Source organism: Sphingomonas astaxanthinifaciens DSM 22298 (assembly GCF_000711715.1).
In the GTDB taxonomy this organism is placed as follows: Bacteria; Pseudomonadota; Alphaproteobacteria; order Sphingomonadales; family Sphingomonadaceae; genus Sphingomicrobium; species Sphingomicrobium astaxanthinifaciens_A.
On record NZ_JONN01000001.1, the window covers coordinates 831,571 to 852,116 of the forward strand.

The window sequence follows — 20,546 nt, forward strand, 5'->3', positions numbered from 1 at the left end:
CAGACGCGAACAAGGCTTTGATCAGGCGGACGCGGGCGGCGCTGCTGCTCGGCACCATCGTCGGCGGCTGGTCCGCCCCGGTCCTCGCCCAGCAGGCGGCCCAGCCCGCCCCGGCGCCGGCGCCGGCCACCGCGCAGGCGACTCCCGCCCCGGCCCCGGTCGCGGCCCAGCCCCGCCTGATCCGCTCGATCGCGGTGCGCGGCGCGCAGCGGCTCGAGCCCGACACCGTCCGCTCCTATTCGAACCTCGCGCCGGGCACGCCCTACGACAGCGAGACGCTCGATACGGCGATCAAGGCCCTCTACGACACCGAGCTGTTCCAGGACGTCCAGATCGAGGGCGCCGATACCGGCAACCTCGTCATCGTGATCCGCGAGAACCCGGTCGTGAACCGCATCGTCCTCGAGGGCAACAAGCGCCTCAAGGAAGACAAGATCCGTCCCGAGATCCGGCTCGCCCCGCGCCAGATCTACACCCGCTCCAAGGTCCGCTCGGACGTCGAGCGCATCATCGAGCTCTACAAGCGCCAGGGCCGTTTCGCCGCCCGGGTCGAGCCCAAGATCGTCAACCTCGACCAGAACCGCGTCGACCTCGTGTTCGAGATCACCGAGGGTGACCTCTCCAAGGTCCGCGCGATCAACATCATCGGCAACGAGCAGTTCGACGACGGCCGTCTCCGCAAGGAGATGTATACCCGCGAGAGCGGCGGTGTGCTGGGCTTCCTCAAGTCCAACGACACCTACGATCCCGACCGCCTCGCCGCCGACCAGCAGAAGCTGCGCGCCTTCTACCTGACGCAGGGCTATGCCGACTTCCGCGTCGTCTCGGCGCTGGCCGAGCTGACCCCTGACCGCCGCGACTTCGTCATCACCTACGTCGTGGAGGAAGGGCCGCGCTACAAGTTCGGCGACATCGCCGCCGAGTCCGAGCTGCGCGACCTCAAGCCCGACGCGATCCTCAAGATCGCGAACATCAAGAAGGGCGAGTGGTTCAACGCCAAGAAGATCGAGGACTCGGTCACCAACTTGAACGAGGCCGCCGGTATCCTCGGCTACGCCTTCACCGACATCGATCCGGCCTATGACCGCCAGCCCGACACCCGGACGATGAACATCACCTTCCGGGTGGGCGAGACCCCGCGCACCTACGTCGACCGGATCAACGTGTCGGGCAACACCGGCACCCGCGACAAGGTCATCCGCCGCGAATTCCGCGTCAACGAGGGCGACGCCTTCAACGCGATCAAGGTCAAGCGCAGCCAGGACCGCATCCAGAGCCTCGGCTATTTCCAGGACAAGCTGGAGATCAAGCAGGAGCAGGTCGCGCCCGACAAGGTCGCGCTCAACGTCGACGTCGAGGAGAAGCCGACCGGCCAGCTCCAGCTGTCGGCGGGCTATTCGAGCCTCGAGCGGTTCATCATCGCGCTGAACGTCGAGCAGAACAACTTCCGCGGCATGGGCCAGTCGCTCTCTGCGGGCGTCAACTATTCGCGCTATTCGAAGTCGGTCCAGCTGGGCTTCACCGAGCCCTATTTCCTCGACAAGCAGATCCTGCTCGGCGGGCAGCTCTATCGCCGCGACTTCAACAGCTTCAACTATATCGGCAACGAGCGGAACCGGACCTACAGCCAGTCGCAGACCGGCGGCGGCTTCAGCCTCGGCTTCCCGGTCAACGAATATGTCAATTTCGGCACCCGCTACACGCTGAACCTCGACGACATCAGTCTCGACAAGAATACCTTCTACAGCGACCTCGACGGCAGCGGTCCGGGCGGCCTCGTCTGCGATCCGCGCAAGGCCGGCGAATATCTCTGCGACGAAATCGGCAAGCGGACCACCAGCCTCATCGGCTACAGCCTGGTGTTCGACAACACCAACGGCATCCGCGCGACGCGCGGCCAGCGGCTGATCTTCAGCCAGGACTTCGCGGGGCTCGGCGGCGACGTGAAATATGTCCGCCAGCGGGCCGAAGGGACCAAGTTCTGGGGCCTTGGCCGCGGGTTCATCCTCTCGGCGCGCGCCGAGGGCGGCTATATCGCGCCGTTGCAGAAGGCGAAGCGCGACGGGCTCGATCCGATCCGCATCTCGGACCGCTTCTTCACGCCCCAGCTGCGCGGCTTCGACCTGCGCGGCATCGGTCCGCGCATCCGTCGCACCGCCTTCAACACCGACGGCGTGCTGGCCGACAAGGGCAGGATCACCGACGCGCTCGGCGGCCGGGCCTATTACCAGGGCCGGCTCGAGCTGGAGATTCCGCTCGGCGCGGGCGCCCGCAACCTGGGCCTGCGTCCCTCGGCGTTCATTGACGTCGGTTCGCTGTTCAAGCTCGACTCGCCGTTCCGCAACGGGACCAACGTCAATCTCGTGAACGGCGTCTGCTCCTATTCGAGCGGGACCGGCACCAGCACCACCTTCCGCTCCGCGGAAATCGCCGCGGGCCTGCCCCAGACCAGCTGCCCGGCACCGGGTGCGGGCGAGACCCTGCTCGGCCTCAGCCCAGGCTATCGCGAGGAATTCCTCGGCAACAGCATCAAGCCCCGCCTGTCGGTCGGCATTGGCGTCAACTGGACCTCGCCCTTCGGGCCGCTCCGCATCGACCTCGCCAAGGCCCTCCTCAGCCAGGAAGGCGACGATACCAAGCTCTTCCAATTCAACGTAGGGACCCAGTTCTGATGACCAAGAAGTTCGTGCTTGCCGCGCTCAGCCTGACCGCCGTCGCCGCCCCGGCCTCGGCCCAGCGCCTGCCCGCCGCCGTCGTCGCCGTGGTCGACCTCCAGCGTGTCACCGCCGAGTGCACCGCCTGCAAGTCGGCGCTTGCCGCGCTCCAGGCGCAGGAGACCTCGTTCCAGAACCGCCAGCAGGCGCTCGCCACCCCGCTCCAGACCGAGGAGCAGGCGATCCAGGCCGCGATCGCCGCGCTTCCGGCCGCCCAGCGCGCCAATCCGCCGGCGGCGCTCAAGACCCGCGTCGAAAAGTATCAGCAGTCGCGCGCCCAGGCCGCCCAGGAACTGCAGCAGCTGCAGGGCCGGCTCCAGTCGACCGAGGCGAACGTCAACCTGCAGATCGCCAACAAGCTCGACACCATCTATCCGGGCGTGATGACCGCGCGCGGCGCGACCGTGCTGGTCGACAAGCGCACCACGCTTGCCAGCTCGGGCGGGATCGACGTCACCAACGACGTGCTGGCGCAGCTCAACAGCCAGCTCCCGGCGGTCAGCGTCACCCCGCTGCCGCAGCAGCAGCAGCCGACCCAGCAGCGTCCGCAGGGCCGCTAAGCCGATGAGCGAGGGGGGCAGCACCGCGGCATCGTCGCCGCGCGACATCCGCGCGGTGATGGCGGCGCTGCCCCATCGCTATCCGATGCTGCTCGTCGACCGGGTTTCCGAACTCGTGGTCGACGAGCGCATCACCGCCATCAAGGCGGTGACGATCAACGAATCGTTCTTCCAGGGGCATTTCCCCGGCCGCCCGATCATGCCGGGCGTGCTGATCGTCGAGGCGCTGGCCCAGGCCGCCGGCGTGCTCGCGGTCGAGAGCCTCGGCCTCGCCGGCTCGGGCAAGCTCGTCTATTTCATGGCGATCGACGGGGCGAAGTTTCGCGCTCCGGTCGAGCCGGGTTGCCTGCTCGAGCTCAAGGTCAGCTTTGTCCAGAAGCGCTCGAGCGTCTGCAAGTTCGCAGGGCAAGCCTTCGTCGACGGCAAGCTCGCGGCCGAGGCCAATTTCACCGCGATGATCGCGGATCCTCCGAAGGCCTGAGCTTCCAGCCGGTTCCCGCCGGCTCGACACCGAACACCTCCCCGAACCGAGCCGAGCCGAGCACGTCCGCAGGCGTGCCGTCGGCGACCAGCTGGCCCTCCGCCAGCATCAGCACCCGGTCGAAGCCGCGGACCAGCGCAAGGTCGTGGACCGAGACCAGTAAGGCGGCGCCCGCGCGCGCGGCTCCGGCCAGCAGGTCGAGTGTCCGCAGCGCCCAGGCGGGGTCGAGGTTCGACAGCGGCTCGTCGAGGAGCAGCAGCCGTGGCCGGGGGCCAAGCGCGCGGGCCAGCAGGGCGCGGGCCCGCTCGCCGGTCGACAGCGTGTCGACCGGCCGCTCGGACAAGGCGGTGAGGTCGAGCGCCTCCAGCAGATCGGCGATGCGCGCGGGATCGGCCCGGTCCAGTCCCAGCGCGATGACGTCGCGCACCGGGATCGGCCAGCGCACCTCGCGCGAGGCGGGGAGGAAGGCGAGGAGCTTGCGGCGGCGGGCCGGCGAGGCGTCGGCGATCCGCTCGCCGCCGACAGCGATGTCGGCCGCGGGCTCGGTAATCCCCGCCAGCGCCCGCAGCAGGCTGGTCTTGCCGCTGCCATTGGGCCCGATCACCGCCACCCGCTCGCTGACCGCGACCCTGAGGTCGAGGGGGGCGAGCCGGCCCGGGACGGCAATGTCGCGCGCGTCGAGGAGTGACGTCATGCCGCCAGCCTCCATCGCATCCGGAGCAGCAGCCACAGGAAGAGCGGCGTGCCGATCGCGGCGGTGACGACCCCGAGCGGGATGACCCGGCCGAGCGGGGCGAAGCGGGTGAGGAGGTCGGCGCCGGTGAGCAGCAGCGCGCCGAGCAAGGCGGCGGGAAGGAGCGCCCGGCCCGGATGCCCCCGGGTACAGCCGCGCGCGACGACCGGCGCGATCAAGCCGACGAAGCCGACCGCGCCCGCGACCGCGACACAGGCGCCGACCGCGATCGCGGCGCACAGCACCACCGTGACCCGCAAGCGGCGGGGATCGGTCCCGAGCGAGGCCGCGACGTCCTCGCCCAATGCCAGCTCGTCGAGCGCGCGGGCGCGGGTCGCGAGGATGGCGCACGCGAGGCCGGCGGGGAGCAAAGCCGCCGCGGCCTGCGGCAGGCTGCGGTCGACGAGGCTTCCCATCAGCCAGTCGAACGCCTCGTAGAAGGCGAAGGGAGAGGGGGCGAGGGCGAGCGCGAGGCTGGTCGCGGCGCCGGCGGCAAGGCTGATCGCGAGGCCCGCGAGCAGCAGGGTCGCGCTGTCCGCCCGCCGCCCGGCGAGCGCGAACAGGAGAAGCAGCGCCAGCCCCGCGCCCGCCGCGCCGCCCGCGCCCATGGCGAGCGGGGTTGCAAGGCCGAGCAGTCTGCTGGTCACCACCGCGCCCAAGGCCGCACCGCTGCTCGCACCGGTAAGGTCGGGCGAGGCGAGGGGATTGGCGAACAGCGCCTGGAGCGCGGCGCCGGTCAGGCCGAGCGTCGCGCCATAGCCAAGCGCCAGCAGCAGGCGCGGCAGGCGCAGTTCGACGAGGACGAGGTCGCGCAGTTCGGGCGGGCCTTGCAACGGCTCGAGTGGCCACAGCAGCGCGGCTGCCGCGAGGCCCGCGAGGAGAAGCAGGGCGAGAGCCAGCCTCATCGCCGTCGGCTCCGCAGCCGTTCGACCTCGGCCAGCATCGGCAGCCCGCCGCAGGTCCAGGCGCGGCCGTCGGTGACGATCGTCCGGGGGGCCAGGCGGCGGATCAGCGGGTGCTCGAGCCAGGCGTTGCCACGGCTCGCCTGGGTCGCGCGATAATCGCTTCGGATCAGCCACTTGGGCGGTTTCGCTACGAGCGTTTCGAGGGTCAGGCGATTGCCCGGCAGCGCGGGCTGGCGAAATCCGGCCAGCGCCAGCCACTGCGCGCCGAGCCCGTCCGGCGACAGGCTCAGCCCGCCGCCCGAAAGGAAGGCGCCCTCGACGAGTGCCGGGCGACTGGCGGTGAGCCGATCAAGCCAGCGGCGATAGGGGCGGGCCGCCTCGGGCCGTCCCAGCGCCGCGGCGACCCGCTCGGCCTGCCCGACCACCTCCGCCGGGCTTGCCGGATAGGGGAGGTCGAGGAGGCGATAGCCGAGTTTGGCCGCAAGGCTCGCTCGCGCGCGGCCGCTCCCGCCCATCGACAGGATCAGGGTCGGCCGCCGCGCGACCACGCTCTCTAGGCTGCCGTCATTGGCGGGCACCTGCCGGCCCTGCTGCCACAGCGCCGTCTCCTCGGGGAGACGGCCGAGGTGGCTGACCGACACGATTTGCTGCGGCTCGGCGAGGAGCAGCAGCAGTTCGTCGGTGCACAGGTTGAGGGAGGCGGCGCGAACCGCCGCCTCAGCCGCCAAGAAGGCGAATGCCGGCATAGGCCGTCCTCCCTTCCGAGCGATAACCGACCACGTCGATGGTCCTGGAGTCGAACGCATTGGCGATGCGGCCGAACAGTTCGACGCGCCGGGTCACGCGGTAGCCGACCCTCGCGCTCGCCAGCCAGTAGCCGTCGAGCCGGACCAGTGGGGCGGGGAAGAGGTCGAAATCGCGGTCGAGGCGCGCGCCGGTGTAGCTCAGCGCCGCGCCGTAGCGGAAGTGCCCGGCGGTCCCGTCGGCCGCGACCGAGCCGCTGTGCTTCGGCCGCCTTAGCTCGCGTCCGGCGGGTTCGGTGGCGTCGAGATACGCATAAGTCGCGGTAAGCGCGAGCCAGGCCCCCGGCGACCAGCCGGCCTCGAGCTCCAGACCTTCGCGTTTGCTTCGGCCGTCGGCATTGGCGGCGGAAGAGAGGAAGGTGTCGGGATCGTAGGTGCCGACGATCTCGTCGCGAAGATGCTGGCGATAGACGGTCGCCGAAGCGCGCCACGGCCCGGCGGCATAGCGCAAGGAGATTTCGCCGCCGCGGCTGCGCTCGGGCTTGAGGTCGGGATTGCCGACGTAGGAGCCCGGAAAGAAGCCGTAGAGGTCGAAGAAGGTCGGCTGGGCGATGCCTTCGCCCCAGCTGGCGGCAAGGCTGAGCCCGCTGCCCAGCCTGGCGATCGCGCCGAGCCGAGCGGTGGTCGCATCCTTGAAGTCGCTGAAATGGTCGCGGCGGAGCGCGGCGTTCAGCGTGACCTGCCCGAAGTCGCCCTGATATTCGCCCGTCAGCGCCGACTGGCTGCGGCGGCGGCGCTGGTCGGTGAATCCGCCGTAGATCTGGTCCGACGCGGTGAAGCGCTCGCGGTTCCACTCGGCCGCGGCGGTCAGGCGCTGCTCGGCCCCGGCGAGGGTGAAGCGCTTGCCGACCGTGCCCGCCAGCGTGTCGCGGCGCCCGCCGGTGCGGTTCTGCTCGGCCCCGCCGAGGAGGTTTCGATTGCGCGAGCCAAGCCGCGAGGCCCCGAGCGCCGCGGTCCAGCCATCCTGCTCGAAGCGTCCGCCGATCCGCCCTGCGGCCAGCCGGTTGCGGCTCTGGTCAGCCGTGTCGGCGCGGACGAAGAAGACGGGGTCGAAGCCGTCGAAGTCCGATTTCGCGCGGATCGCGAAGCCGCTGGCGCTGAGGGTGAAGGGCCCTTGCGTCCAGTCGGCGTGGCCGCGCAGCACGGCATTGCGGTAGCCGTCGCGGTCACCCGGGCCGCCGGCGAAGGCGTTGATGCCCTCGGCCCCCTGCACGCCGGCGGCGATGCCGAGACGGAGCCCGCCCTCGCTGAGGCCCGCCGAGCCGCCGACCCGGCCGAAGCCATGGCTGCCCGCTTCGGCACTGGCGCTGGCGCCGGTACGGGGGCTGGCGGTGAGTGCCACCACGCCGCCGATCGCCTCGCTTCCCCACAGGGCCGATTGCGGCCCGCGCTCGACCTCGATTCCATCGGCGAGGTCGGCGGACAGGAGCTCAAAGCGCGGCTCGTTGCCGGCGGCGGGGTCGTTGGCGCGGATCCCGTCGATGAACAGCAGGGTGTGGTTGGCCTCGGCGCCGCGGATCCGGACCTGCGCCTGCGAGCCCGCGGGGCCCGCCGTGGCGAGCGAGACCGAAGGGGCAAGGCGGAGCAGGTTCGCGAGCAGGGGCTCGCCGAGGCGCTCGACCCGGTCGGGATCGATGACGGTGACGCTGGCGGGGGCGCGGTCCTCGGGCTCAGGCGCGAGCGCGGCGGTCACGATTATCGTCTCCGCGGCGGGCGGAGCGGGGGGCAGGTTGGAAAATATCAACGAAGTCAGTCCTTTCGCAACGACAGTTCACACACAGTCGTCGCGGAGGCTGCTGCCACGTCTCCCGCCTGGCCCCGGACGGTCGAACGGACGACGGATCAGGCCGACGATCGGACTTGCCACCAGCTGGCGGCTCACCGTTCCGGGCAGAGCGCCGGATTTGCACCGGCTTCCTCGGGTCCTGACCCCGCGCGCCTTGTCCGCCGCCGCCGCCCGCCTTGTCAAGCAAGCCGCCTTCGGCTAGTGGCGCCGCACCTTTTCAAGGCTGGTCGGAACCAGCCACAGCCACAAGGACAAGACCCATGAAGAGCGGGACCCACCCCGACTATCACTTCATCACCGTCGAAATGACCGACGGCACGAAGTTCCAGACCCGTTCGACCTGGGGCAAGGAGGGCGACACCCTTCACCTCGACATCGATCCGACCGCGCACCCGGCGTGGACCGGCGGCTCGGGCAAGATGCTCGACGCGGGCGGCCAGGTGGCGCGCTTCAACAAGCGCTTCGGCGGTCTGACCCTCGGCAAGAAGTAAGTCGGGCCTCAAGCCATGACGAAAGGACGCCCGGCTCCTGTCCTGGAGACCGGGCGTCTTCGTTTGCGCGGCTGGCGGCGGGAGGATTTCCGCCCCTATCACGCGATCCTCCAGCATCCGGACGTGCACCGCTACTTCGGTCCCGAGCCGATGGGGCAGGAGGAATGCTGGCGGCGGATCTGCGCGGCGATCGGCAACTGGGAATTGAACGGCTTCGGGACCATGGCGGTCGAGGCCAGGGACGATGGCCGCCTGCTCGGCAATGTCGGCCTGTTCACCGCCTGGCGCGACTTCGATCCGCAATTCGGCGACGAGCCCGAAATGGGCTGGATCATGGCCGCCGAGACCCACGGCACCGGAATGGCGCGCGAGGCCTGCGAGGCGGTGCTGGCCTGGGCCGAGGCGACGCTCGAGCCGACGCCGATCTGGGCGATCATCAGCGACGGCAATGCGCCAAGCTTTGGGCTGGCGCGAAAGCTCGGCTTCAACGCCTTGCACAATATCGATTATCACGGGCCGACCACGGTCCTCCAGCGACCCGCCTGGACACCCAAAGCGAACCAGTAAGGTTCGTTTCTGCTTGACTAGTAGGATTTGATCGCGTTTCTGTCGGTCCTTCGGGGGCGGCAGGACCGGCTTCGAGCGCGGGGGCGCTGCCGGCGGCGGATCGAGCGATCGACCGTCGCCGGCCTTGCCGGCGGCGCGGTGCAGTCAGCCGGGATTCGGCGTCATTTCCACGGATGAAGAGGGTCCGCACGAGGACCGACCGGACGAGGCGCGCAAGCCCTGGTCCCAGCGCGCGCACGACGGCCAGCTCGAGCCGGGAGGCGACCACGACACCTGGCTGATCCTCGCCGGGCGCGGCTTCGGCAAGACGCAGGCCGGGGTCGAGTGGATCGCCGAGCAGGTGCTGGCGCGCCCGAACCTGCGGATCGCGCTCGTCTCGGCGACGGTCGAGGAAGCGCGCGACGTCATGGTGCTGGGGATCAGCGGTTTTCTCGCGCTGCGCCCCGAGGTGGTCGAGAAATGGGTGCCGAGCCGCGGCGAGGTGCATTTCGTCGGCGGCTCGATCGGCAAGCTCTTCTCGGGCGCCAATCCCGAGCGCTTCCGCGGCTTCCAGCATCACCTCGCCTGGTGCGACGAGCTCGCCAAGTGGCGCAAGGCCATGGACAGCTGGGACAATCTGCAATTCGGGCTGCGGCTCGGCGAGCATCCCAAGGCGCTGGTCACGACCACGCCTGCCAGCAGCGAGGCGCTCGAGACGATCCTTGCCGACCGCCACACGGTGGTCACCCGCGGCACCACCTTCGACAATCCGCACCTGCCGAAGCGCTTCCTCGACAAGATGCTCGAGCTCCACGGCCACACCCACAAGGGGCGGGTCGAGCTCTATGGCGAGATGCCCCCGCCCGCGGGCGCCTTATAGAGCCCCGAGCTCCTTGCCGCCAGCCGGACCGACGAGCCCGTGCCCGATCTCGAGGGGATCGCCATCGGGGTCGACCCGCCAGCGCGCGACGGGACCTGCGGGATCGTCGCCTGCGGCCGCGACAATGAAGGGATTTTCCACGTCATGACCGACCACAGCATCACCGCCTCGAGCCCGACCATCTGGGCCGGTCGGGTCGCCGATGCCGCGCGCTCGCACCAGCAGTCCTTAAGCGACGGTCGCTCGGTGTTCGTCGTCGCCGAGGGCAACCAGGGCGGCTACATGGTCCGCGATGTCATCCTCAAGAACCATGGCGAGGATCTCAACGTCGGTCTCGTCCACGCCCATGTGACCAAGGCCGCGCGGGCCGAGCCGATCGCGATCCTGTTCGAGCGCGGCAAGGTCCGCCTCCACGGCAGCTTCCCCGACCTCGAGCGGCAATTGTGCGGACTGATCGCGGGCGGCGGCTACGAGGGTCCGGGAAGCAGCCCCGACCGGGCCGATGCCATGGTCTGGGCGCTGACCAAGCTCAGCGCGCCAGTGGCCTGGACCGGCCCGCGCATCCGGCGGACCTGAGCCTCAGGCGGTGGCGGCGCGCTTCTCGGCCTCGCGCTTCGCCAGCGCCTTGCGATCGGGCTTGCCGATCAGCGTGCGGGGCAAATCGTCGAGGATCTCGATCTCCGCGGGGCGCTCGTGCTTGCCGACCCGAACGCTGACAAGCTTGAGGATCGCCGCCGGGGTCGTCTCATGGCCTTCGTTGAGCACGCAAAAGGCCTTGGGCCGCTCGCCGACGCGGGGGTCGGGGATGGCGATGACCAGCGCTTCCTTGATCGCCGGATCCTTGAGCAAGGCGGCCTCGACCTGGCTCGGGAAGACCTTGAAGCCGCCGACGTTGATCATGTCCTTCGAGCGATCGACGAGGCGGAGATAGCCACCCGGCTCGACGAAGCCGAGGTCGCCGGTGTGGAGCCAGCCGTCGGCCAGCGGCTCGGGCGCGTTCACGTCGGAGCGCCAGTAGCCGGTCATCACCTGCGGGCCGCGAACCAGGATCTCGCCCGCTTCCTCGGGCCCGAGCAGCCGGTCCGGCGCTTCGGGATCGACGATCCTTATCTCGGTCAGCGGGAGGGGAAGGCCGGCGGTCCCGGCGCGGGTCTCGCCGACGTAAGGATTGACCGACACGACCCCGCTGGTCTCGGTCAGCCCATAGCCTTCGAGCACGCGCGCGCCGGTGGTCGCCTCGTAGCGCTCCTTCAGCGCCGCCGTCATGGCGGCACCGCCCGAGAAGCATTGCTTCACCGTGGCAAAACTCGTCTTCGCGCAATCGGGGTGGTCGATCATCGCCTGGTACATGGCGGGCACCCCGGCGAGGTCGGTCAGCCGGTTGCGGCGGATGGCGGCGAGCGCCTCGCCCGGCTCGAAGCGGGCGATGAGCGTGATCGTCGCGCCCGACAGCACCGAGCGGTTGAGGACGCAGCTGTTGGCGAAGATGTGGAACAGGGGCAGCGCGCCCAGCACGCGGCCCTCGCGGGTGCCGTGGCCAGGATCGATCGCCGCCAGCTGCTCGGCATTGGCGGTGAGGTTGGCATGGGTCAGCGCCGCCCCTTTGGGCGTGCCGGTGGTCCCCCCGGTATATTGGAGGAGGGCGATGGCCTTGGGATCGACCACCGGAAGCGGGTGCTGCGCGCCGGGCCAGAGCAGGGTCGACCATGTCAAGACCCGAGCGTCGCGGGGAAGCGGCTGGCGCTCCTTGCGCTTGGCGAGGCGGAAGCCGATCGCCTTCAGTGCCGGCAGCACCTCGGGGAGATTGCCGACCACGAGGTGCTTGAGCAGCCCGTCGTCGAGCAGCCGCTGCATCGGGGCCCACAGCCGGGCAAGGTCGAGGCAGACCATGATCTCGGTCCCGCTGTCGCGCGCCTGGAAGGCGACTTCCTCGGACGAATAGAGCGGCGAGAAATTGACCACCGTCGCGCCCGCCAGCAGCGCGCCATAATAAGCGATCGGGTAATGCGGCGTGTTGGGCAGGAACAGGCCGACCCGCGTGCCGCGCTCGACCCCGAGGTCGAGGAAGCCCTGCGCCGCGGCGGTGGCTTCGGCGAGGAGCTGCCGGTAGGTCCAGATCCGGCCCTGGAAATCGAGCGCGGGCTTGTCGGCATGGGCCGACGCGCTGCGGACGAGCAGCTCGCCGACGGGGAGGGGTTCCAGCGACCAGCCCGCCGGGACGGGGTGGCCGGAATCACGCGCGACGCTCGACATCATGGCTCCGCCCTGATGCCACTGACAAATTTGTCAATGAAAATGGGTCGGTTCGTCGCGTTCATCAGATCGAGCGGGCGATCAGTTCCTTCATGATCTCGCTCGTGCCGCCATAGATCCGCGTCACCCGTGCATCGCGCCACAGCCGGGCGATCGGATATTCGTTCATGTAGCCCGCGCCGCCGTGGAGCTGGAGCGAGAGGTCGCAGGCCTCGAACTGGAGCTCCGAATGCCACAGCTTGGCGGCGCTTGCCTCGGCCGGGGTGAGCTCGTGCCTGAGGTGCCGCTGGATCGCCCAGTCGAGATGCGCCCAGCCGACCTGCAGCCTGGCCTTCAAATCGGCGAGCGTGAAGCGCGTGTTCTGGAAGTCGAAGACGGTCTTGCCGAAAGCCTTGCGGTCCTTGGTGAAGTCGACCGCGAGGTCGAAGGCGCGCTGGGCGGCGGCCTGGCACTGGACCGCGATCGACAGGCGTTCCTGCGGCAGCTGGCTCATCAGCATCCCGAACCCGCCGTTTTCGGGTCCGAGCAGGCGGTCGGCGGGGAGGTGGACCTCGTCGAAGAACAGCTCGGACGTGTCGTTGCCGTGAAGCCCGATCTTGTCGAGGTTGCGGCCTCGGGTGAAGCCCTCGTCGCCGGTCTCGACCAAGAACAGCGATATGCCCCGCGCGCCGCCCTCCTCGGTGGTGCGGGCGCAGACGATGACGAGGTCGGCGGCCTGGCCATTGGTGATGTAGGTCTTGCTGCCCGAGAGGCGCCAGCCGTTGCCGTCCCTCCGGGCGATGGTCTTCATCCCCTGGAGGTCCGAGCCCGCGCCGGGCTCGGTCATGGCGATGGCGGTGATCGCCTCGCCCGTGACCATCCGCGGCAGCCACTTCTTCTTCTGCTCTTCGGAGCCATAAGCGAGGATGTAATCGGCGACGATATCGCTCTGGAGCGACCAGCCGACCGCGCTGCCGGCGTAGCTCGCTTCTTCGGCAACGATGGCGTTGAAACGGAAGTCGAGGCCGTATCCGCCATATTCCTCCGGGACGGTGGGGCAGAGCATGCCCGCTTCGCCGGCCTTGAGCCACGCCTCGCGCTCGACGATGCCCTCACGCTCGTGGCGATCGGTGTCGAGCCCGGCGACGACCCGCCGGACGGTGTCGCGAAACGCCTCATGCTCGGGCTCGAACAGGCTGCGGTGCGAGGTATCGAGCATGCGTCTTCTCCCTTGCCTTTGACCCAGCCTAGGCGACAGTACGGCAAAGAAAAGGGGACTTGATGCCGGGTGCGCTGAGCGGGGTGACGATCGTCGAGATGGCGGGGCTGGGGCCCGGCCCCTTCGCGGCGATGATGCTGGCCGACCATGGCGCGCGGGTGATCCGGGTCGAGCGACCGGGCAATCTCAGCGTTCCCAACGATCCCCTCACCCGCAACCGCGAGAGCATCGCGCTCGACTTGCGGCAGGAAGAGGGCCGCGCGATCGTCGCGCGGCTGGCGGTCGGGGCCGATGGGCTGATCGAGGGCTATCGCCCGGGGGTGATGGAGCGGCTGGGGCTGGGGCCCGAGCAATTGCGCGAGACCAATCCCCGGCTCGTCTATGGCCGGGTGACGGGCTGGGGGCAGGCGGGGCCGCTGGCGCAGGCGGCGGGGCACGACATCAACTATCTCGCGCTGACCGGACTGCTCTCGACGATCGGGGAGGCGGGCCGGCCGCCGGTGCCGCCGCTCAATCTCGTCGCCGACTATGCCGGCGGCGGCCTCTGCCTCGCCTTCGGGATGGTCGCCGCGCTGCTCCATGCCCAGAAGACGGGCGAGGGGCAGGTGATCGACGCCGCCATGACCGACGGCGCGGCGCTGACCGGGGCGATCGTCTTCGGGCTGCGCGCGGCGGGGCTGTGGCGGGACGAGCGCGGCGCCAACCTCCTCGACGGGGGCGACCCCATCTACGGCTGCTACGCCTGCGCCGACGGCAAGGCCTTGAGCGTCGGCGCGCTCGAACCGCAGTTCCGCGCGGCCTTTTACGCGGGGCTGGGCGTGCCCGCGGGCGCCGGCAAGGCGGAGATTGCGGCGGTGCTGGCGACCCGGCCGCGCGACGAATGGGTCGCCCTGTTCGAGGGCACGGACGCCTGCGTCGCGCCGGTGCTGTCGCTGGGCGAGGCGCCCGGCCACCCGCACCATGAAGCGCGCGGGACCTTCGTCGACGTCGGCGGGGTGATCCAGCCGGGCCCAGCGCCGCGCCTGGAGAAGACGCCCGCCGACCCGCCGCGTCCCCCGCGCGCCGAGGGGGAGGACGGGGAGGGGATCCTCGCCGCCCTCGGCTACGATCCCGACGCCATCGCGGCGTTGCGCGCCAAGGGGGTGCTGCGGTGAATCCGGCGTCCGAGGCGATGCCGGTCAGCATCTTCGAGACGATGAGCCTCGCCGCGGCCGAGCATCACGCCGTGAACCTCGGCCAGGGCTTTCCCGATTTCGGCTGGCCCGAGCCGCTGCTCGCCGAGGCCGCGCGGCTGACCCGCGAGGCAAGCAACCAATATCCGCCCTCCCGGGGACTGCCGGCATTACGCGAGGCGGTATGCCAATTCTACAATCAACGCCAAGGGCTTACCTTCAACCCTTCCGAGATTGTCGTAACCAGTGGCGCGACCGAGGCCATTGCTGCCACTTTGTTCGCCTGCCTCGACACGGGCGACGAAGCGGTGATCGTCGCGCCGGCCTACGACGCTTATGCGCCGCTGATCCGGCGGGCAGGGGGCAGGGTCGCCGAGGTCGCGCTGCGGCCGCCCGACTGGCGCCTCGCCCGCGAGGCGCTCGAGGCGGCGGTGACGGCGCGGACCAGGGTCCTCGTCCTCAACAATCCGCACAACCCCACCGGGCGCGTGCTCGGTGCCGAGGAGCTGGCGGCGGTGGTCGCGATGGCGCGCGCGCACGACCTTCTCATCCTGGCCGACGAGGTGTGGGAGGAAGTGCTTCCGCCCGGCGCCCGTTTCACCTCGCTGGCGGCGCTGGCGCCCGAGCGGGTGATCAAGGTCGGTTCGGCGGGCAAGATCTTCTCGCTGACCGGGTGGAAGATCGGCTGGCTGGCCGCCCCGCAGGCCATCGCCGACGTTATCGCCCGCGCGCACCAGTATCTGACCTTCGCGACCCCGCCCAACCTCCAGGCGGCGGTGGCGGTCGGGCTCGGTCATCCCGAATGGCTGGCGCCCCCGCGCGAGGGCTTTGCGCGGGCCCGGAAGCGGCTGGCGGCGGGGCTCGAGGCGGCGGGCTATGTCCTGCTGCCGAGCGAGGGGACCTATTTCCAGTGCGTCGACCTCGGCGCCTCGGGGATCGCGCTTTCCGACATGGCCTTTGCCGAGCTGGCGGTACGCGAGGGGGGAGTGGCGGTCATTCCCCTGTCGCCATTCTACGAGGGCGAGGCCGAGCGCGGGCTCGTCCGCCTCTGCTTCGCCAAGCGGGACGCAACGATCGACGCGGGCGTGGCAGCCATGGCCCGGGCGAGGGAATTGGCTAAGCGCGTCGTCCCGGCGAAGGCCGGGACCTTGGGCGACTGAGCTCCACTGGCTGAGGCCCCGGCCTTCGCCGGGGCGACGGGATTGCTTTAGCCGTTCGCCTCCAGCCGCTGCCGGAGATACGGGTCCTCGGGCGGGCGGATGAGAAGTTTCCAGCGGCGCTTGTGGCGGCTCGCCCAGGCCACGAGTTCGTGCGCCTCGAGCGGGTGGGCGAGGAGATAGCCCTGGACGAGGTCGCAGCCAAGCGCGCGCAAGGCAGCGAGCTGCTCGACCGTCTCGACCCCCTCGGCGGTGACCAGCAGCCCGAGGCCGTGGGCAAGGTCGATCACCGAGCGGACGATCACCTGGTCGTCGCGGCTGGTGGCGAGGCCGGTGACGAACTGGCGGTCGATCTTGATCTCGGTGAAGGGGAGCTTGCGGAGCTGGATCAGCCCCGAATAGCCCGTCCCGAAATCGTCGATGGCGAGGCCCACGCCCTTGATCCGGAAGCGGGTCAGCGTGTCCATCAGCTTGATCAGCGGCTGAGTCGCGCCCTCGGTCAGCTCGAGCACCAGCCGCTCGGTCGGCACGTCGAGCGCGCGGCACAGGCGTTCGACGAGGTCGGGAAAGTCGAGCTGCTCGAGGCTCACCGCCGAGATGTTGACCGCGACGTCGGTGTCGAGCCCTTGCGCATGCCACTCGCGCCACTGGCGAAGCGCGGTGCGCAGCGCCCACTGGGTGAGGTCGTCGATCAGCCCATGGTCCTCGGCCAGCGGCACGAAGCGGGCGGGGGGCACGGCGCCGAGCGCCGGATGGGCCCAGCGAACCAGCGCCTCGACCCGTACGAGGCTGCCGTCGGCGGTGGCGACCTTGGGTTGGTAGGCGAGCCTCAGCCCCCCTTCCGCCAGCGCCCGCTCGAGCTCGTCGAGCAGCCGGCGCTCCTTGGGGTTCACGGGACCAGTCCCGGTTTCAGCGATTCGAGCAACTGCTCCAGTTCCTCGAGCCGGACCGGCTTTTCGAGCGGGCCGACCATGGTCAGGCCGAGCGCCGTGCCAAGACGGAAGGCGCTTTCGAGGACCCGGCGGTCGAAGCCCGAGACGATCAGCACCGGCCCGGCGAAGCGGTGGTCGGCGAGGAAGCGGAGGAACTCGACCCCGTCGGTGTTGGGCATGCCGAGGTCGAGCACGACGACATTCGGTGTCGCCTCCGCAAAGCCGCGCTGGAAGCTGTCGCGGTCCGAGGCGACCGCGGGCGCGAAGCCGCACAATTGCGCGGTCTGGGCCACGAAATCGGCCAGCGCGGGTTCGTCGTCGATCAGGAGCAGGCGGGGCAAGGCGGACATGTCGTTCATCCCTTCCCGCCTTTGGCCGGGACATGCAACCGCTTCTTAACCTTGGCCGGGGTAGGAGGGAGGGTAATCCTTCGTCCGACCCGGGCGACCGTAATCCAAGCGCACCCCGCGAGGAGACAGAAACGCGTGTTCGACACCTTCATTCGCCGTCGTAGCCGGCGTCCCCAGGACGTCGACGCCGCCGCGTTCGAATCGACCACCGTGTCCTTGAGCATGGCCGTTCCGCGGCCGCCCGAACGGCGCGGCGACGAACGGCTCCTGCCGACCTTGCGGGTGGCCAAGATGACCGGCGCGATGGGCGAGCAGCTCATTCGCATCCGCAACATGTCGGCGGGTGGCCTCATGGCCGACTGCTCGCGCTGTCCGGCGGTCGGCGAGGGGGTGCAGGTCGAGTTCAGCGGCCAGTCGATCCCGTCGAGCGTGGTCTGGATCCGCGAGGGGCTGATCGGGCTGAAGTTCGACCAGGGCGTCGACCTCGGCGAGCTTTTCGCCGGGCGCAAGCCGCGCCACGGCTTCCGCCCGCGCCCGCCGCGCCTCGAGGTCGGCTGCAACGCCACCGTCAAGCTCAAGAAGCTCTATTACAAGGTCGAGGTCCACGACATCAGCCTCGGCGGCATGAAGGTCGGGCCGATCGACGAATATTGCATCGGCGAGCCGGTCGTCGTGGTGGTCGAGAGCCTGCGCCCGATCAAGGGCGAGGTGCGCTGGTATTCGGACCGCCGCGCCGGAATCGTCTTCGACCATGAACTGAGCTTCGACGAGCTTGCCGAATGGTGCGGCAAGCGGCTCGAACTCGCCAGCCTGAAGGCGGCCTACAAGCACTGAGCCCGCTTGCGTCGCTCGGCCGAGCGCCCATATCCGCTCCGAAACAAGGAGTGAGTAATGGCGCAAGAGCAAGCGATCCTGGCCGGCGGCTGTTTCTGGTGCACCGAAGCCGTGTTCCTCGACGTGGTCGGGGTGAGCGGGGTCGAGAGTGGCTATATCGGTGGGCAGACGGTGAACCCGACCTACAAGCAGGTCTGCGGCGGCGATACCGGCCATGCCGAGGCGATCCGGGTGACCTATGACCCCGACCAGATCAGCTACGGCGACCTCCTCGACATCTTCTTCGCGACCCACGATCCGACCCAGCTCAACCGCCAGGGCAATGACATCGGGACCCAGTATCGCAGCGCGATCTTCCCGCTCTCCGACGCGCAGGAGGGCGAGGCCAGGGCCAAGATCGCCGCGCTGAACGAGGAGCAGGGCGGCAGGATCGTCACCACGATCGAGCCCGCGACCGACTGGTACCCGGCCGAGGATTATCACCAGGACTATTGGGCCAATGAGGGGCAGCGGAACCCTTATTGCCTCGCGGTCATCCCGCCCAAGCTGCAGAAGCTCCGCAAGAGCTTCCAGAACCGGCTGAAGGCGACCGCCGCCTCGGCCTGAACGGCTTTCGCGCGGCCCGGTCTGTGCTATGCCACGAGCCGTGCCGCGCCCCTGTTTCAAGCTCGAAGGCGATCATCCCTTGCCGCTCGCCGGCGTGGACGAGGCGGGCTGCGCGCCGCTGGCCGGGCCGGTGGTCGCCGCCGCGGTGGTGCTCGACCGCGAGCGCTTCCCGCGCGGGATCGACGACAGTAAGAAGCTGAGCCTCGAGGCGCGCGAGGCGATCCATGCGAAGCTGATGGTCCAGGCCCGCTGCGGGGTCGGCATCTGCACCGTCGAGGAGATTGACGCGCTCAACATCTACTGGGCGCGGATGCTGGCCATGGCCCGCGCGGTCGAGGCGCTGGGTTTCGACCCGGCCTTCGTACTGGTCGACGGCAACCGCTGCCCGCGCTGGGAGCGGCCGAGCCGCGCGATTATCGCGGGCGACGCCAAGTGCCGCTCGATCGCCGCCGCCTCGATCGTCGCCAAGGTCACCCGCGACCGCATCATGGCCGACTATGCCGAGGCGCACCCCGGCTATGGCTGGGAACGCAACCGCGGCTATCCGACCCCCGACCATCGCCGGGCCCTGCGCGAACTGGGTCCGACACCGCTCCACCGGAAGAGCTTCGGGCTGGTCCGCGAAGTCTTGGCCGAGCGGGCCCAGCCCAGCTTCGCTTTCGCCGCGGAGTAAGGCACCGTCGTCCCCGCGAAGGCGGGGACCTTGTGAGGCTCGCGCGGGTTGCCCGAGGTCCCCGCCTGCGCGGGGACGACGCGGTTCTTCGAGCGCCGAGTCCTTCGCGCCACACCACATAGTCTTGAGTCCCGCCGCGCGCGCCCGACTCAACATCTTGTGTGGGACAGGCGGCGGACTCGTTCCGTTCCCGTCGCGACTTCGGCACCGTTAACCCTTTCATCGTTGACCGCGACTCGCGCTCGACTCACCATGGCCGCCGACAAAGTTTGGGGGCTTATCCATGAATCTCGTTCTGCCGGTCCGCGACGCGACGCCGCGCGCCCGCCGCAAGGCCGCTGCCGCCGACCCCAGCGGGCGGATCATCGCGGGCGACTGCATCGCCGAGATGAAGAAGCTGCCGGCGAAAAGCGTCGACCTCGTCTTCGCCGACCCGCCTTACAATCTGCAGCTGGGCGGCGACCTGTTCCGGCCCGAGGGCGGGCGGGTCGACGCGGTCGACAATGACTGGGACCGGTTCGACAGCCTCGCCGCCTATGACGCCTTCACGAGGCAATGGCTGGCCGAGGCGCGCCGCATATTGAAGGACGATGGCGCGATCTGGGTGATCGGCAGCTATCACAACATCTTCCGGGTGGGCGCCGCGCTGCAGGACCTCGGCTACTGGATCCTCAACGACATCGTCTGGCGCAAGTCGAACCCGATGCCCAATTTCCGCGGCACGCGCTTCACCAACGCGCACGAGACATTGCTGTGGTGCTCCAAGAGCCAGGACAGCAAATATACCTTCAACTACCGGGCGATGAAGGCGCTCAACGACGACCTGCAGATGCGCTCGGACTGGGTGCTGCCGATCTGCTCGGGGTCCGAGCGGCTGAAGGGCGGGGACGGCCACAAGGCGCATCCGACCCAGAAGCCCGAGAGCCTGCTTTACCGCGTGCTGCTCGCCTGCACCCAGCCTGGCGACGTGGTCCTCGATCCCTTCTTCGGTACCGGTACCACCGGCGCGGTGGCGAAGCGCCTTGGCCGCCAGTGGATCGGGATCGAGCGCGAGCCCGATTATCTCGCCGCCGCCGAAGCCCGCATTGCCGCGACTTTACCGTTGGACGAGAGTGGGTTGGAAACCATTCCCGAGAAACGCTCGCAGCCGCGCGTGGCGTTCGGGCTGCTGGTCGAGAGCGGGCTGGTCAAGCCCGGCACGGTGCTGATGGACGCCAAGCGGCGGTGGAAGGCGGCGGTGCGCGCCGACGGCTCGCTGTCGTGCGGGCCGCACGCGGGCTCGATCCACAAGGTCGGCGCGGGGCTGAACAAGGCGCCGAGCTGCAACGGCTGGACCTTCTGGCACATCGAGCGGGGCGGGCGGCTCGAGCCGATCGACACGCTTCGGCAGGAGCATCTGGCCTCCCTGAACTGAACTCGTTCGCCCTGAGCGAAGTCGAAGGGCGCTCGCGACACCGTGCTTCGACTTCGCT

The 20,546-nt window shown here is 69.6% G+C and carries 21 protein-coding genes and 1 riboswitch; of the genes, 13 read left to right on the forward strand and 8 right to left on the reverse strand.

Translation table 11 applies throughout. The features are described from left to right. Window positions 1-17: 17 nt before the first annotated feature. From bamA to fabZ, 3 genes are read left to right on the forward strand one after another with little or no spacing between them, the layout of a single operon-like run. Window positions 18-2,672, forward strand: coding sequence for an outer membrane protein assembly factor BamA (gene bamA, locus BS69_RS0104170; RefSeq protein ID WP_029940722.1), 2,655 nt, complete (start codon window positions 18-20; stop codon window positions 2,670-2,672). Beyond that, window positions 2,672-3,274 carry an OmpH/Skp family outer membrane protein gene (locus tag BS69_RS0104175; RefSeq protein WP_037504365.1) on the forward strand — a complete coding sequence of 201 codons (603 nt, stop codon included), beginning with the start codon at window positions 2,672-2,674 and terminating at the stop codon, window positions 3,272-3,274. Before bamA ends, BS69_RS0104175 begins: the two co-directional genes overlap by 1 nt. A 4-nt stretch (window positions 3,275-3,278) precedes the next feature. Beyond that, on the forward strand, window positions 3,279-3,755 hold the full coding sequence (gene fabZ, locus BS69_RS0104180; RefSeq protein ID WP_029940724.1) for a 3-hydroxyacyl-ACP dehydratase FabZ: 477 nt from the start codon (window positions 3,279-3,281) through the stop codon (window positions 3,753-3,755). On the opposite strand, the gene BS69_RS0104185 is transcribed toward fabZ, so the two are convergent. The 4 genes from BS69_RS0104185 to BS69_RS0104200 are packed head-to-tail and all read right to left on the reverse strand — an operon-like array spanning window position 3,721 to window position 7,889. Beyond that, window positions 3,721-4,449 carry an ATP-binding cassette domain-containing protein gene (locus tag BS69_RS0104185; RefSeq protein WP_169738054.1) on the reverse strand — a complete coding sequence of 243 codons (729 nt, stop codon included), beginning with the start codon at window positions 4,447-4,449 and terminating at the stop codon, window positions 3,721-3,723. The two genes, fabZ and BS69_RS0104185, sit on opposite strands and share 35 nt — an antisense overlap. Further along, window positions 4,446-5,393: a FecCD family ABC transporter permease gene (locus tag BS69_RS0104190; RefSeq protein ID WP_029940726.1), complete on the reverse strand. Its 948-nt coding sequence runs from the start codon at window positions 5,391-5,393 to the stop codon at window positions 4,446-4,448. Before BS69_RS0104190 ends, BS69_RS0104185 begins: the two co-directional genes overlap by 4 nt. Beyond that, window positions 5,390-6,139 (reverse strand): substrate-binding domain-containing protein, encoded by a 750-nt coding sequence (locus BS69_RS13540; protein WP_029940727.1) that lies wholly within the window; start codon window positions 6,137-6,139, stop codon window positions 5,390-5,392. Before BS69_RS13540 ends, BS69_RS0104190 begins: the two co-directional genes overlap by 4 nt. Continuing rightward, on the reverse strand, window positions 6,111-7,889 hold the full coding sequence (locus BS69_RS0104200) for a TonB-dependent receptor plug domain-containing protein (protein WP_029940728.1): 1,779 nt from the start codon (window positions 7,887-7,889) through the stop codon (window positions 6,111-6,113). The genes BS69_RS13540 and BS69_RS0104200 overlap by 29 nt, the downstream gene beginning before the upstream one ends. Before the next feature lie 110 nt (window positions 7,890-7,999). Beyond that, a riboswitch (cobalamin riboswitch) is annotated at window positions 8,000-8,114 on the reverse strand. 128 nt (window positions 8,115-8,242) lie between these two features. Between BS69_RS0104200 and rpmE the strand changes: the two genes are divergently transcribed. The 4 genes from rpmE to BS69_RS13550 all read left to right on the forward strand — a co-directional run bounded on the left by rpmE (window position 8,243) and on the right by BS69_RS13550 (window position 10,475). Then, on the forward strand, window positions 8,243-8,473 hold the full coding sequence (gene rpmE, locus BS69_RS0104205) for a 50S ribosomal protein L31 (protein WP_029940729.1): 231 nt from the start codon (window positions 8,243-8,245) through the stop codon (window positions 8,471-8,473). A 63-nt stretch (window positions 8,474-8,536) separates the two neighbouring features. Beyond that, window positions 8,537-9,040 carry a GNAT family N-acetyltransferase gene (locus tag BS69_RS0104210; RefSeq protein WP_051676527.1) on the forward strand — a complete coding sequence of 168 codons (504 nt, stop codon included), beginning with the start codon at window positions 8,537-8,539 and terminating at the stop codon, window positions 9,038-9,040. A 124-nt stretch (window positions 9,041-9,164) separates the two neighbouring features. Further along, window positions 9,165-9,899, forward strand: a complete 735-nt coding sequence (locus BS69_RS13545; protein WP_051676528.1) for a terminase large subunit domain-containing protein — start codon at window positions 9,165-9,167, stop codon at window positions 9,897-9,899. A 39-nt stretch (window positions 9,900-9,938) separates the two neighbouring features. Continuing rightward, window positions 9,939-10,475 (forward strand): phage terminase large subunit family protein, encoded by a 537-nt coding sequence (locus BS69_RS13550; RefSeq protein WP_051676529.1) that lies wholly within the window; start codon window positions 9,939-9,941, stop codon window positions 10,473-10,475. Window positions 10,476-10,478: 3 nt separating this feature from the next. Here BS69_RS13550 and BS69_RS0104220 read toward each other — a convergent pair whose 3' ends face one another. Together BS69_RS0104220 and BS69_RS0104225 are read right to left on the reverse strand one after the other, a co-directional pair. Next, on the reverse strand, window positions 10,479-12,155 hold the full coding sequence (locus BS69_RS0104220) for an AMP-binding protein (RefSeq protein ID WP_029940731.1): 1,677 nt from the start codon (window positions 12,153-12,155) through the stop codon (window positions 10,479-10,481). Window positions 12,156-12,216: 61 nt separating this feature from the next. Next, window positions 12,217-13,350, reverse strand: coding sequence for an acyl-CoA dehydrogenase family protein (locus BS69_RS0104225; RefSeq protein WP_029940732.1), 1,134 nt, complete (start codon window positions 13,348-13,350; stop codon window positions 12,217-12,219). A gap of 62 nt (window positions 13,351-13,412) precedes the next feature. On the opposite strand from BS69_RS0104225, the gene BS69_RS0104230 reads away from it, so the two are divergent. Beyond that, on the forward strand, window positions 13,413-14,504 hold the full coding sequence (locus BS69_RS0104230; RefSeq protein WP_029940733.1) for a CaiB/BaiF CoA transferase family protein: 1,092 nt from the start codon (window positions 13,413-13,415) through the stop codon (window positions 14,502-14,504). Beyond that, window positions 14,501-15,682, forward strand: coding sequence for an aminotransferase class I/II-fold pyridoxal phosphate-dependent enzyme (locus BS69_RS0104235; RefSeq protein WP_037504368.1), 1,182 nt, complete (start codon window positions 14,501-14,503; stop codon window positions 15,680-15,682). Before BS69_RS0104230 ends, BS69_RS0104235 begins: the two co-directional genes overlap by 4 nt. A gap of 47 nt (window positions 15,683-15,729) precedes the next feature. On the opposite strand, the gene BS69_RS13120 is transcribed toward BS69_RS0104235, so the two are convergent. Both BS69_RS13120 and BS69_RS14400 read right to left on the reverse strand, forming a co-directional pair. Then, window positions 15,730-16,572 carry an EAL domain-containing protein gene (locus BS69_RS13120; protein WP_051676530.1) on the reverse strand — a complete coding sequence of 281 codons (843 nt, stop codon included), beginning with the start codon at window positions 16,570-16,572 and terminating at the stop codon, window positions 15,730-15,732. Continuing rightward, complete coding sequence (locus BS69_RS14400) at window positions 16,569-16,970, reverse strand: response regulator (RefSeq protein ID WP_037504370.1); 402 nt, start codon at window positions 16,968-16,970, stop codon at window positions 16,569-16,571. Before BS69_RS14400 ends, BS69_RS13120 begins: the two co-directional genes overlap by 4 nt. A gap of 126 nt (window positions 16,971-17,096) precedes the next feature. Between BS69_RS14400 and BS69_RS13555 the strand changes: the two genes are divergently transcribed. From BS69_RS13555 to BS69_RS0104260, 4 genes are all read left to right on the forward strand, one after another. After that, the gene (locus BS69_RS13555; protein ID WP_051676531.1) at window positions 17,097-17,795 is read left to right on the forward strand and encodes a PilZ domain-containing protein; all 699 of its coding nucleotides are present in this window, start codon (window positions 17,097-17,099) and stop codon (window positions 17,793-17,795) included. A 57-nt stretch (window positions 17,796-17,852) separates the two neighbouring features. After that, entirely contained in the window at window positions 17,853-18,401 is a 549-nt protein-coding gene (gene msrA / locus BS69_RS0104250; RefSeq protein WP_029940736.1) for a peptide-methionine (S)-S-oxide reductase MsrA, read from the forward strand. 28 nt (window positions 18,402-18,429) lie between these two features. Beyond that, complete coding sequence (locus BS69_RS0104255; RefSeq protein WP_051676532.1) at window positions 18,430-19,074, forward strand: ribonuclease HII; 645 nt, start codon at window positions 18,430-18,432, stop codon at window positions 19,072-19,074. 283 nt (window positions 19,075-19,357) lie between these two features. Further along, window positions 19,358-20,488: a site-specific DNA-methyltransferase gene (locus tag BS69_RS0104260; RefSeq protein WP_029940738.1), complete on the forward strand. Its 1,131-nt coding sequence runs from the start codon at window positions 19,358-19,360 to the stop codon at window positions 20,486-20,488. The last annotated feature ends 58 nt before the right edge of the window (window positions 20,489-20,546 follow it).